The 12486-nt window shown below is 38.0% G+C and carries 11 protein-coding genes; 6 read left to right on the top strand and 5 right to left on the bottom strand.

Features of this window, described 5'->3' with window-relative positions; all coding sequences use genetic code 11:
- Positions 1 to 7: 7 nt before the first annotated feature.
- Positions 8 to 208, bottom strand: coding sequence for a hypothetical protein (locus ACFX4W_RS22925; protein ID WP_043981509.1), 201 nt, complete (start codon positions 206 to 208; stop codon positions 8 to 10).
- Between the two features lie 219 nt (positions 209 to 427).
- On the opposite strand from ACFX4W_RS22925, the gene ACFX4W_RS22920 reads away from it, so the two are divergent.
- On the top strand, positions 428 to 2155 hold the full coding sequence (locus tag ACFX4W_RS22920; protein WP_043981510.1) for an ABC transporter ATP-binding protein: 1728 nt from the start codon (positions 428 to 430) through the stop codon (positions 2153 to 2155).
- A gap of 41 nt (positions 2156 to 2196) precedes the next feature.
- Here ACFX4W_RS22920 and ACFX4W_RS22915 read toward each other — a convergent pair whose 3' ends face one another.
- Entirely contained in the window at positions 2197 to 2862 is a 666-nt protein-coding gene (locus ACFX4W_RS22915) for a type 1 glutamine amidotransferase domain-containing protein (protein WP_013083773.1), read from the bottom strand.
- Between the two features lie 97 nt (positions 2863 to 2959).
- Entirely contained in the window at positions 2960 to 3538 is a 579-nt protein-coding gene (locus ACFX4W_RS22910) for a hypothetical protein (protein WP_043981511.1), read from the bottom strand.
- Between the two features lie 150 nt (positions 3539 to 3688).
- Between ACFX4W_RS22910 and ACFX4W_RS22905 the strand changes: the two genes are divergently transcribed.
- Complete coding sequence (locus ACFX4W_RS22905) at positions 3689 to 4087, top strand: FixH family protein (protein ID WP_043981512.1); 399 nt, start codon at positions 3689 to 3691, stop codon at positions 4085 to 4087.
- Positions 4088 to 4150: 63 nt separating this feature from the next.
- Here the strand turns inward: ACFX4W_RS22905 and ACFX4W_RS22900 are convergent, their stop codons facing one another.
- Positions 4151 to 5527, bottom strand: a complete 1377-nt coding sequence (locus tag ACFX4W_RS22900; RefSeq protein WP_043981513.1) for an aminotransferase-like domain-containing protein — start codon at positions 5525 to 5527, stop codon at positions 4151 to 4153.
- A 150-nt stretch (positions 5528 to 5677) separates the two neighbouring features.
- Between ACFX4W_RS22900 and ACFX4W_RS22895 the strand changes: the two genes are divergently transcribed.
- Both ACFX4W_RS22895 and ACFX4W_RS22890 read left to right on the top strand, forming a co-directional pair.
- Complete coding sequence (locus ACFX4W_RS22895) at positions 5678 to 6595, top strand: DMT family transporter (protein ID WP_043981514.1); 918 nt, start codon at positions 5678 to 5680, stop codon at positions 6593 to 6595.
- A 294-nt stretch (positions 6596 to 6889) separates the two neighbouring features.
- Complete coding sequence (locus ACFX4W_RS22890) at positions 6890 to 8221, top strand: polysaccharide biosynthesis protein (protein ID WP_013083768.1); 1332 nt, start codon at positions 6890 to 6892, stop codon at positions 8219 to 8221.
- A gap of 35 nt (positions 8222 to 8256) precedes the next feature.
- Here ACFX4W_RS22890 and ACFX4W_RS22885 read toward each other — a convergent pair whose 3' ends face one another.
- Positions 8257 to 10047 (bottom strand): transglycosylase domain-containing protein, encoded by a 1791-nt coding sequence (locus ACFX4W_RS22885; RefSeq protein WP_043981515.1) that lies wholly within the window; start codon positions 10045 to 10047, stop codon positions 8257 to 8259.
- An 822-nt stretch (positions 10048 to 10869) separates the two neighbouring features.
- Here ACFX4W_RS22885 and ACFX4W_RS22880 point away from each other — a divergent pair.
- Both ACFX4W_RS22880 and ACFX4W_RS22875 read left to right on the top strand, forming a co-directional pair.
- Positions 10870 to 11472, top strand: coding sequence for an alpha/beta hydrolase (locus tag ACFX4W_RS22880; protein ID WP_043981516.1), 603 nt, complete (start codon positions 10870 to 10872; stop codon positions 11470 to 11472).
- A gap of 289 nt (positions 11473 to 11761) precedes the next feature.
- Positions 11762 to 12472 carry a polysaccharide deacetylase family protein gene (locus tag ACFX4W_RS22875; protein ID WP_043981517.1) on the top strand — a complete coding sequence of 237 codons (711 nt, stop codon included), beginning with the start codon at positions 11762 to 11764 and terminating at the stop codon, positions 12470 to 12472.
- The last annotated feature ends 14 nt before the right edge of the window (positions 12473 to 12486 follow it).

The raw sequence follows: 12486 nt of genomic DNA, 5'->3' as shown, positions 1-12486 counted from the left end.
TTTTTTATTAGCCATTAAAAGCTGTATTATCTCTCGGGCCTTTTCCCGGAGAAGGAGGCATCGGCATTTGGGAATTAGAACCAGAGCTAGAGCTAGAACCAGAGCCGGACGTAGAGCCGCTTGGAGGCGATATATTTCCTACGTTTCCAAAAATAACGATCCCGCCAGAAATTGTTCCAATAGAAATAGATTTAATATAAACAGACATCCTTATTCAACCTCTCATCTAGTAAAAGAATTCAGTGTACCATAGTATATGACCAGCTTGTCATTTTCGTATAGACGAGTTTGAAAAATAGGTAAAAGCTTAGAAGTTCAGGTTGAGAAAGGAAATGGTGTAAAATAAGATAGAACTTTGAAGGTAAAGTGTGTGGTGTCTGCCTAAAGTGTGTATACCACCTATTAAAAGAATTAGAAAGGAACTAAGATGAATACGCAAAAAGGAATTCATTTTTCATTTAAAAAATTATGGTTGCTAACGAACCCTCCGACAGGAAAGCTACTCATTTCGTTCATACTGGCCTTAATTAATACCGGAGCGTCGCTTTCTATCCCTCTTGTCATTAAAGAAGTGATGGAGAAAATTGCAGTAGGCGTCTCCCTGCAGCTTATAGCAGGACTCCTTGGTTTATTTGCTGCTCAAATGGTAACAAGCGCAGTATCTCTTTATCTCCTTGCTCAAGTAGGACAAGGTGTTGTAAAAGAACTCAGACATAAAGTGTGGAACAAGCTCATAAAGCTTCCGGTTTCATTTTACGACCAAAACCGTTCCGGTGAAATGGTAAGCCGCATTACAAATGATACAACCATTGTGATGAATTTATTGTCAACAGAAATGATTGACTTTGTTAAAAATATTTTATCTATTATCGTTGCCATTGTTATTTTATTTACACTTGATGTACCCATGACGCTCATTTTATTAGCGGTCATTCCCGTTATGTTTGTACTGGTTATGCCCCTAGCGCGAAAAATACATAAAATTTCACGTGAGCAGCAGGATAAAATGTCCAAGCTTACAGCTTTTTTAGCTCAAATGCTGAGTGAAATCCGCTTGATTAAAGTATCCGGTTCAGAGAAAAAAGAAGTTGATTCCGGCTTACAATCGTTTCAGTCACTCTACCTCTTCGGTGTAAAGAGAGCTAAAATTGAAGCCATCATTACCCCGATTATTAGCACGGTGATGACCGCTGTTATGATTGCCATCGTCGGGTTTGGTGCATACCGTGTGAGTGAGGGATTTATCACTGCAGGAGAGCTGGTAGCTTTTGTTCTTTACCTTTTTCAAATTATGGTTCCGGTTGGTTCACTTACCCGATTTGTTACTAGCTTTCAGCAAACTAAAGGAGCTTCAGAAAGAATCTTTGATATATTAGCTGAGAAAGAAGAGAACTATGAAAATGGAGAAGTGCTTGAACAGGTAGGGAGTTTAAGGTTCGATAAAGTTGCTTTTCAATATGAAGATAAACCAGTATTGCAGGAAGTTTCATTTTCTGCTAAAAAAGGAGAAGTTACCGCTTTTGTTGGACCTAGCGGAGCTGGAAAGTCTACTGTTTTTTCGCTTATCGAACGCTTTTATGAGCCTTCATCGGGGCGCATATTCTTGGATGGAACAGACAGTCAAAACGTCAACTTACGTTCATGGCGTCACCTGTTTAGCTATGTTCAGCAGGATTCTCCGATTTTAGCAGGAACAATTCGAGAAAATCTCATTTACGGATTAGAGCGCCATGTGACGGATGAAGAAATAGAAGCAGCAGCGAAGTTAGCGAATGCTCATCATTTCATTCAGTCCTTTGAAGGTCAATATGAAACAATGATTGGAGAAAGAGGTATTAATCTCTCAGGAGGACAGCGACAGCGTATTGCAATTGCCCGAGCGCTGTTACGCAATCCCCAGTTTTTACTACTGGACGAAGCGACAGCTAGCTTAGACTCCGAATCAGAAAAGCTTGTACAAGAGTCATTGGAAACGGTAATGAAAGAACGCACATCACTCGTCATTGCACATCGTCTATCTACGGTCATCAATGCGGACCAAATTGTTGTAATAGAAGAAGGGCAGGTTACAGGAAGCGGAACGCATAAAGAGTTGTTAGCCTCTCATTCTTTTTACCGGCGTTTGGTAGAGCAGCAGTTTCAAACATCCCTATAGAACAAACAAAAAAGACCGCTTTTAAGCAGTCTTTTTTTAGTTTATTTATTTAGCTTTTTAACTAATTCATCACCCATTAACTCAGAAGAAAAAGGATCTCGGCTTGTGACAATTTGATCATTTGCCCAAACAGCATATGCTTTTTTATCCATCTCAGGGATGTAGTTAGCCACTTCACGAAGTTCTTGTTCTAAACTGTATGGTAAAAAGGGAAGTACTTCTTCCGGTTCAATTTCATCAGGATAACCGGTTACGTCTAGTCCTTTAATTAACAGTTCATCATCGGATCCTTTCAAGAAAGCAAAAACAGAAGGTCCGTGACACTCAGCTGCTAAAATACCTCCATTGTCGTACACTTTGTTCATAAGTGCATGCAAGTCCACATTTTTTGCTAAGTCAAACATAGCGCCGTGGCCGCCTACTACTAAGATAACGTCATAGTTCTCAGCATCTACTTCTTCAAGTTTCATTGTCTGATCCGCTCTTCCTGATTCATATAATTTTTTATACGTTCCGTCTGGATCAAAGTCTTCTGAAATACTTCGAACGTCTACTTCCGGCTTACCTCCAAAAGGTGAGGCTAAATCAACGGTGTGCCCTGCGTCCTCAAGCTTTTGCAGCGGAGCAAATAATTCTTCTGCCCACCAACCTGTGTGATAATCTTTCTCTTCGTATCCGCTTGATAATACAGCTAACACTCTTGCCATGTTTATACCTCCTAAATGATGTAAAACGTATAGTGATACATGTCATGTATTCATTGTGAACTGTACCCTATATAAAAAAACTTTAAACAATGGCAAGTTATGAAAAGGTAGCGTGAATCATAAACAAAACCAAAAAAGAGATAGCAAATTTAAGATGCCACTTTTTATCTGTACGCTTATAGCGCTTCACGCCCATCACGAGTAAACAAGCTAGAACAGCCATTGTAATAATTCCTGAAAAGTACGTAAAATTTGCTTGAAATCCTTTTATTAAAGCCATATAACCATGTAAAATAATCAAGGCCGTTGATATAAGAGCAATGGGAACGTGCCACTGACGAACATACTTGGCTAAAAATTGGATAAGCGGTTTTAACTCAAAATTCCCTTTTTTTATGTCCGATAACGGTTTCCATTTTAATAATAAAAAAATTGGATAAATGGCTAAAGCTGCAAAAAAACCAATTCGTGCGATTGAACCAAGCTCTTTAAAATTCCCTTCATATATTTTAGAATCGATTGGAAGGGAATGTTTATAAATAGGGATGTAAATAAGCCCTGCTACAACTAGTAAAAAAGAGATAGTAAAGATAAAGATCACTTTTTTGCGCTCATTTTTATTTTTGATTAATGTCTGTAGCCATGATTTTTTAGCTGGAGATTTAGCTGAATTCATTTTCTTCCTCCTTGGAAAAAACTAGTTAGTATCAGTATGAACTTTTTTTCTTAAAAATTCTTTAAAAATCCTTCTTTTTTAGAAAAATTCATTTTTTTCTTTGCAATACGCGTTATAGTTAAACAAAGGGTTTAAAAAGGAGATGAATACATGAAAAAAAGAATAAGTATATTTATAATCAGTCTTTGTTTACTTTTAACGGCCTGTGGTCAGGAACCTGCTCAAAGCACAAATGCTGAGCAGCCAAAACCGTTGGACGTAAATCTTCAAGGCCCAGAGGCGTTACGGAAAAATGAAAGCGGTATCTACAAAGTCGAAGTTACGTATGGAGACGAAAAAGTAAAAAATGATGATGTTGAAATGATTGAATTTGAAATAGAGAAAAAAGATGGCGAAGGGAAAGGGAAGATGTTAAAGCCTAAACAAATAGGAGAAGGTGTATATGAAATACAAACATCTTTCTCTGAGCCTGGTACATATACCGTGCAATCACATGTTTCTGCAAAAGGGACGCATAACATGCCTCTTATAACCGTTACGGTTAAATAAAAAAAGTCAAGGATGCTAATTCCTTGGCTTCTTTTCGTTTAGTATGTCCATTGAATTCCCATTCTACAAGGGGAAAAGGTTATTTGGAAGAGGATGATGTTTTCTATCATCAATTAAAGTAATGCACTGAGCCAGCTGTTCAATTCCTCGTTTGATCGTATTCGTATTTACTTGTGAGATGCTTAATCGGAGAAGAGTGTCTCGTTTGTATTCTGGTAAAAAAAATCTAGAAGCATCATCAACATATATGTGCTGCTCGTTTAGCATGTGAACGATCTGCTTTGCTGTCACATGCTCAGGCAAACTAATGGATAAATAGAATCCTGAAGTTGGTTTAGAAAAATGTGTATGAGGGGGTAGCAGTAAATCACATGCTTCTACAAGAGTTTGCATTTTGGTATGGTATACCTCTTTTATCTTTTTAAGATGACTTGTAAACATGCCGCTTTTTAAATAAATTTCAAGAGCACCTTGGGAAAGCGCTGAACTATTAAAATCTGAACTGAATTTATATCGTAAAAAGTCGCTATTCATTAACGAAGGAAGCACGACAGCAGCAATACGTAACCCAGGAAGAAAGATTTTCGAAAAGCTTTTAATGTAAATAACTCGTCCACAAGGATTAAAAGAAAATAAAGGATCTGATTTTGCATCGGGATCAAGATCGCCCAAAAAGTCATCTTCCACTATATATACATCGTATTTTTCGGCTAGCTCCACGATTTTTTTCTTCTCGAAATTTGTATAACAATGCCCAAGAGGGTTGTGAAATCTTGGAATAATGTAGAAAAATTTTATATCATTATTTCGAAAAATGTACTCCAAACGATCAAGATCAATACCTTTCATCGATAGCTCGATCCCAAAAGTAGTAGCTTGGTGCAGCGTAAGAGACTCGATAAAACCGAAATAAGTGGGCTGTTCAATTAGGATATTATTTTTTCCATTTGGAAAGGGCATAGAAACTAGTAAATGAAGAGCTTGCTGAGACCCGGATACAATAACTAACCTTTCAGCTTGAGTGAACACCTGTAGGTTCTGCAAGTGTTTCACTAACTGTACCCGCAATGAGTAAGAGCCTTGTTGATCAGAGTATGTAAAAAGCTCTTCTTTGTAGTGTTCAATCGCTTGGTTTATACAATGCTGAAATTCAAGATAAGGCATAACGTTTTTATCTGGACCAGCAGACAAGAAATCAATCACTTCATTTTCATTCGTCCTATGTTGAAATTCTGCCACAACGTAGTAGCCGCTTTTAGGAACAGAATAAATTAAATGCTCTTTTTCTAGTTCACTGTACGCTTTGATAACGGTATTCTTGCTGCACGAAAAATGTTGAGAGAGTCGGCGAACAGAAGGGAGTTTACCACCTGCAATAAGCGATCCATTTGCTAGGCCAAGCTTAATTTCTTCCATGATTTTCAGATATTTCAAACTCATAGGTCATACTCCTTTAATTTGTACCCGTACAGATAGGTAAAAGAATGATTTATTTTACTAGTTGTCCTGCGCTATCCTTTTAATTATATCAGAACTTTTTTTAGAAAAATGGTATAGTTCTGAAAAATAAAAAGACAGGGGTAGGGTAAGATGCAAAAAGAAAGTAGAGAGAAAATGGGCTTATTGTTGGGGTTAATAGGCGTTATCTGTTTTAGCTTAACCCTTCCTTCTACAAGCATTGCAGTCAAGTATTTCGGAACGACAGTCGCCGGTTTAGGAAGAACAGCTATAGCTGCTGTTTTAGTAGCTGTGATATTGATTGTACGAAAAGAAAAATTCCCTTCTCTCCGCCAATTTAAAAGTCTGCTGATCGTCGCTTTAGGCGCAGTTTTAGGGTTTCCTCTGCTCACTTCCTGGGCAATGAAATCATTGCCTGTTTCTCACGGAGCGGTTGAACTCGCTCTTTTACCATTAGCCACAGCCGGTTTTGCGATGTTTAGAGGGGGTGAACGCCCTTCTTTAAAATTCTGGGTCTCAAGTATAATCGGTTCGGCAGCTGTTATCGTGTATGCTCTTCACCTTGGATTCGGTCAACTGCAGTTTGCTGATGCAGCTTTACTAGCAGCGGTGCTGATACTTGGACTGAGCTATGCAGAAGGAGGGGTGTTAGCAAGAGGATTAGGCAGCTGGCAAGTAATTGCTTGGGCCATTATCATCGGTGCACCATTTTTTATGGTTCCAGTAGGACTAAGCATTACAGCTGAAATGCTCCATGCGCCTTTACAAGCGTGGGTTAGTTTGATTTATCTCTCAGTAGTGAGTCAATTTTTAGCATACGTTGCTTGGTACAGCGGGATGGCTATGGGTGGAATAGCCAGAGTTAGCCAGGTTCAATATTTACAGCCATTTTTAATGATTTTGTTTGCAGCTCTATTTCTAGGTGAAACAATTACACTTTTTACTCTTGCTACAGCAATAATTGTTGTCTTTTCGGTTGTACTAGGCAAAAACGCTTCGGTGTCAAAAAAAGAAGTGCATCCACAGAAAATAGTGAATAAAGAAGCTTAACTGATATGTGAATTTGTTATATTAAAACCACATGCTCTATTCCCGTTAGCAATCGCCAGGTTCATTCAGTCTCCTGTTTTCCTATGTAAGTCTCAAGAGTCAAAGTATAAGAAATGAATGAATTTCCTATATGAAAAAGGTATATAACGGTTTTTTTTCACATAGGTTGAACATTATACAAGAACTTGTACACCGAAAAAATACAATTAGACAAATAATTCGTATTGGGCTTGTCATATACATAGAGAGAAGAGGTAGTGATGAAAAAGGACGGGAGATAGAGGAGATAACGAGATGAACACTTTTTTGAAAGGAACGTTTATTCTAGCAGGTGCTGCCTTTGCAGGAGAGTTAATTGAATTTCTTGTAAATATGGTACTTGCTAGAGAATTAGGAAGGGAAGGCATGGGTATGTACATGACGGTTCTTCCTATCATTTTTCTTATTGCTACCGTAGCCAACTTAGAACTGCCTATTTCTATTTCTAAATTTTTGGCTGAACATCATCGCAAAGAACATCAGCATATGATGAAGCATGCCACCATTTTTGCGACTGCTGTGAGCTTGGGAATCTTTTTTATTACACTGGCCGTATTAGCAGCCTTTCCATTTTTTAGTCACTATCATCCTTATTTAAAATGGGTTGTACTATGTTTCATTCCGGTTGTTTCGTTTTCAGCGGTGCTTCGTGGATATTTTACGGGTAAAAATAACATGACGACTATCGCTGTGTCTAATTTTATCCGCAAAGCCTTTCAGCTAACGATTTTATTTATTGTTTTTCAAATGTTTGCTTTCACAGATGTTAAAATGTCGCTGTTTATTGCGATTTGTACGCTAATTGGGACCGAAGCTGTTATTTTGCTTTATTTTTTTATCACGTATGTTACCCAGTTAAGTGTTTTATCAAGAGGGCACAGACCTCTGCTTTCTCCAAGTGAGATTCGGAAAAAGCTGTTAGGTGTCTCACTTCCGACCACGGGACTGCGTTTATTTAATGCGGTATGTAATGCTATTCAGCCGTTTTTAATCAAACACGCGCTCGTTTTATCGGGTATGACTTTAACCGGGGCAACGCAGCATTTTGGTATGCTAACAGGGGTAGCGATGTCGATTGGCTTTTTTCCGGCTTTCTTTGCTCATTCTCTTTTAGTAGCACTAATACCTGCTGTATCTGAAGCTCATGCGAAAAATCAGGAAGAACAGCTTCAAAGACTTTTGACTCAAAGTATGCAAATGACATTTTTATATGGGATTCCGTCTATAGTGGCGATGTATTTCTTTGCTGAGCCGCTTACTAACTTGTTTTTTCATTCTACAGAAGCCGTGTACTACCTAAAGGCTTTATGGCCGTATTTTCTTTTTCACTTCTTTGCCGTCCCGCTTCAAGCTTATTTAATTGGCCTTGGCTATGTAAAAGATGCTTTTTATCATACGATTTGGTCTCATATTGTATCTTTTTCCCTGATGTTTTTCTTAGGATCACAAACAAATATTGGCATGCAGGGAATTATTATCGGGATGAACTGTGGCGTGGTTGTCCTGACCGTTCTGCATTATGTAACGATTTGCAAAGTCATTAACGTTTCCTTTTTTTCACTTAAACATAAAACGCATTTATCTTAAAAAAACCTCCAACAGTGAAGTTGGAGGTTTTTTGGTTACCAGTTATTCATAATAGAGCTAAACAGTGTAGCAGGGTCTTGTCCGCCGCCGCCTGATAAGTATTTCGTTGTTTGCGTAGAATTAGCATTATCAAAGCCAGCGTGGATAGAAACGACTGCATCATCGGTATACCCGACAAACCAAGCATCTTTGACATCGTTGGTTGTACCGGTTTTACCTGCAGCATCTCGTGAAGAACGAGCGTTAACACCTGTTCCATAGCTTTTTTCAATCACATCTTGCAACATGGATGTCATTGTATCTGCATTTTCTTCACTCATTACTTGCTCTGTTTGAATGTCTGGCTTTTTCACTTCACCGTCGCGCATCTCAATTTTTCGAATTGCGTACGGCTTAGTCATGACGCCTTTGTTAGCAAAAGTAGTATATCCTTGTGCTAACTGAAGGGGAGAGAACGTTGTGGTCGTTCCTCCAAGAGCAAGCCCTAATTTTGACTTATCGTCATCTTCAAGCGGAAGTCCAGCTTTTTCCATGAATTTTGCGCTTGTATCAATACCAATTTGTTTTAAAAGCCAAACAGCTGGAACGTTAAGTGAACGGGTAAGTGCTTCACGCATTGTCACATGCTTTTGATATTCACCTTCTGCGTTTTTAGGGCTATATCCACCGCCAAAGTCTTGTCGTTCGTCACTTAAGAGTGAAGTTGGCGTATAATCTCCAGTTTCTAAGGCTGGACCGTATACGGCTAACGGCTTAATAGCTGAACCAAGCTGATATCCGCTTGTAGCACGGTTTAAGCCGTTTCGCTCATAGCTGCGTCCTCCATACATCGCTGAGATTCCACCTGTTTTAGGGTTAACAGCTGAAATCCCAACCTCTACTTTGCTGTTGATGCCATCATCTCGGAACGTATGATTTGCTACAGAGTTATTAATCGATTCCTGTAAATTAGGATCTAAATCTGTATAAATGGCATAACCACCCTTATAAAGGTCATCAGCAGATACGCCATACTGTTGAGCAGCTTCTTTAATTACATAATCAATAAATGCTTGATTGGAGTTCGGTTTTTTAACAGGAACACTAGGCTTGACTACACGTTCGTTTAACGCTTGCTGATACTGAGTATCGCTAATAACGTTTTGGTCATGCATCAGTTTCAATACAACGTTTCGTCGGGCTGTAGCTTTTTCTGTACTATTGCTTGGTGAATACGTACTCGGCGCTTTTGGCAGTCCCGCTAAAAGCGCAGCTTCGCCTACGGTTAAATCTGATACAGGCTTATTAAAATAAAGCTGAGAAGCTGCACCAATACCATATACACCGCTTCCGAAATAAATTTGATTTAAATATAATTCCAAAATTTGATCTTTTGTAAATTGTCTTTCTAAGCCTAGTGATAGAAACATTTCATCTACTTTACGTTTAATGGTCTTATCACTAGATAAGTAAAGGTTTCTTGCTAACTGCTGTGTAATGGTACTTGCGCCTTCAGCTTTACTCATTGTTACAATGTTCTTAAAAAGGGCGCGGCCAATACCTTGTAAATCAATCCCAAAATGCTTGTAAAAGCGACGGTCTTCCGTTGCAACAAACGCCATTTTTACATAATCGGGAATTTCATTGCTCGAAACATTTTGACGGGGAACGGTTTTATACAATTCGTCAATCTTACGGTCATTTTTGTCATAGACTACCGTACTTTGAACCGACTGCAGTTTCGAGTAAGATAAATCAGCCGTTTGCTGAAATTGCTTTAATACATAGGTAACTCCCAGCATTACAATTAAAACAACGACTAAAAAGGCTAAAATAAATTTCCTCATGTTGGTTCACTCCACTAAGTAATAATTCCATGTTCACACATAGCTACATTCTTCGTCTTTACAAGGTCGTTATGTAAAGAATGCTGAAGTTTGTTGGCCCATTCAATCTTTTAACAGAGAGATGGGTGATAAAGTATTAACGTTCACAAGCTGACGTGCTAAGTTTAATAAAGGCTATTATTCAAGTGCAGGTAAGTTTTTAGGGTATAAGATGATTGACATAAATAGCTCTTTACGCAGTTATTTTTTGCTTACTCGCAGATGCTTCGTTTTTTTATCAAACTGAAACGAAGTGAAATACAATCATCTGAACTTAGTTTACCCATAAATTTGTGTTTGTCAAATAAAGTCGTATAAAGCACCATTCGGGGCTTTGTTCCCCTTTATGAAAAAACAAGCTGGTATTTTACGTTCTGTTTCTCATAGAAAAAAGTTGTTATAACACGTATACGAAATAAGATTCAGTACGTTCGGGTATAAATGCTGATATCTGTTGAAAGTAACGAAATAAAGAAAAAATTAACTAATTTATCAGACTAGGGCACTTTTTATATGACGGAAGACGGGTGAGTTTTAATCATTATCCACCTTTTGACGGGAGCACTTAGCTAAAAGTGGAATATTTCTTTCCACCCTGTAAGTCAAACGAATTAAATACCTAGCTGCATATGAGCAATGGCCATATGAAGTTATTCAGTATTATGTGATACTGCCAGCAAAACATACAGGTATTTCTTTGACAGTAGTTCCTTTACAAATGCTTCGAAAGTTCTTATAATAAAATTATCTTTAATTCGAGATATTTAAAAGGAGTGGATATACGTGAAACATATTTTTAAAAAAGGAACGGACGAGACGAAACCGACTTTATTGCTGTTGCATGGTACAGGAGGTACAGAACAAGATCTGCTCCCTGTTGCGGATATGATTGATTCCTCTTGCTCCATATTATCTGTAAGAGGAAATGTACTAGAAAACGGAATGCCCCGTTTCTTTAGACGTTTACAAGAAGGAATATTTGATATAGAAGATTTAATTGAACGCACAAAAGAACTTCATCAATTTTTAGATGAAGCGGCTGAAACATACTCATTCGATCGACACAACATCGTAGCTGTAGGCTACTCAAATGGTGCCAATATTGCAGGAAGTTTGCTATTTCATTATGAGAATTCTTTAAAAGGGGCGGCTCTTCTTCATCCGATGGTTCCAAGAAGAGGAATTGAAGTGCCTAAGACCGACGCTTCTATCTTTATTGGGGCAGGCACAAACGACCCTATTTGCCCAGCATCAGAAACGGAAGAACTTTCTGCGCTTTTAGAAAAAGCTGGAGCGGACGTACAGGTGCATTGGGAATCATTTGGCCATCAGTTAACACGAACAGAAATTGAAGCAGCTGAAAAATGGTATCGAGCAAAATTTTAATTTAAAAACTTTCCGCACTCGTGCGGGAAGTTTTTTATTTTTAAAAAGTAATGACATTTATCGTACAAAAGATAGATATAACTGGTAAAAAGTACTTTTTTTACTGAATGAAGGGAAATTTTATGATATCATTTTATTTCCGGTATATCCTTGCAGAACAGCTATTTTTAGGTAAAGTATCAAATTATTTTAAAATTCCTGGCTTCTATCACAAAAAAATGAAACCAAAGTCTGAGTAAACCGTTATAATAAATGCAGGATTTAAATTCAAAAGGATGGTTAAAAGCATATGACTCGTTTTTTTATTGTTTTACTTTTCGTTCTAATGGTTATATGTGTATATACCATTATTTCGCAAACCCTTTATCGTCGCTATCATTCATCAGTCATAATAAAAGGGAAAAAAAAGCATAAAATAGCTATAACATTTGACGACGGTCCTCATCCTGTTTATACACCAAAAATTTTGGACTTGTTCAAACTGTATGAAATGAAAGCTACTTTTTTTATTGTGGGAGAACTAGGGGAGAAACACCCGTCTATTTTAAACAGAATGATCGATGAAGGACATGAAGTAGCTATACATCATCATCGTCATGTGAGTGCATGGACGCAAACACCTTGGCAATTAAAAAGACAAATTCATCAATGTGCACAAGTTATAGAGAAAGTAACCAATCAAAAGCCGCTTTTTTATCGTCCGCCGTGGGGACATTTAAATATGAGCAGTTTATCAATGGCTAAGCCATATCACCTTGTGATCTGGACAGGAATCTTTCAGGATTGGACACTAAAAACAACGAAAACGGCATTAGTTCAAAAACTAATGCGTAAAGTAGAAGATGGAGCCATTTTTGTGTTACACGATAATGGAGATACCCCGGGAGCAGATGAAAAAGCACCTGAAATGACGATTGCGGCGTTAGAAGAATTTTTACCTTACTTAAAACAGCAAGGGTATGAAAGTATAACCATGCAGCAATTGATGAATCAATCGTAAATAGAGGAGCGAGC

Origin of the sequence: Priestia sp. YIM B13489 (assembly GCF_042787645.1) — a bacterium.
GTDB classification, from domain to species: Bacteria; Bacillota; Bacilli; order Bacillales; family Bacillaceae_H; genus Priestia; species Priestia megaterium.
The sequence above is the reverse complement of the archived record's forward strand: the minus strand, read 5'-3'. Positions and strand labels throughout refer to the sequence as shown.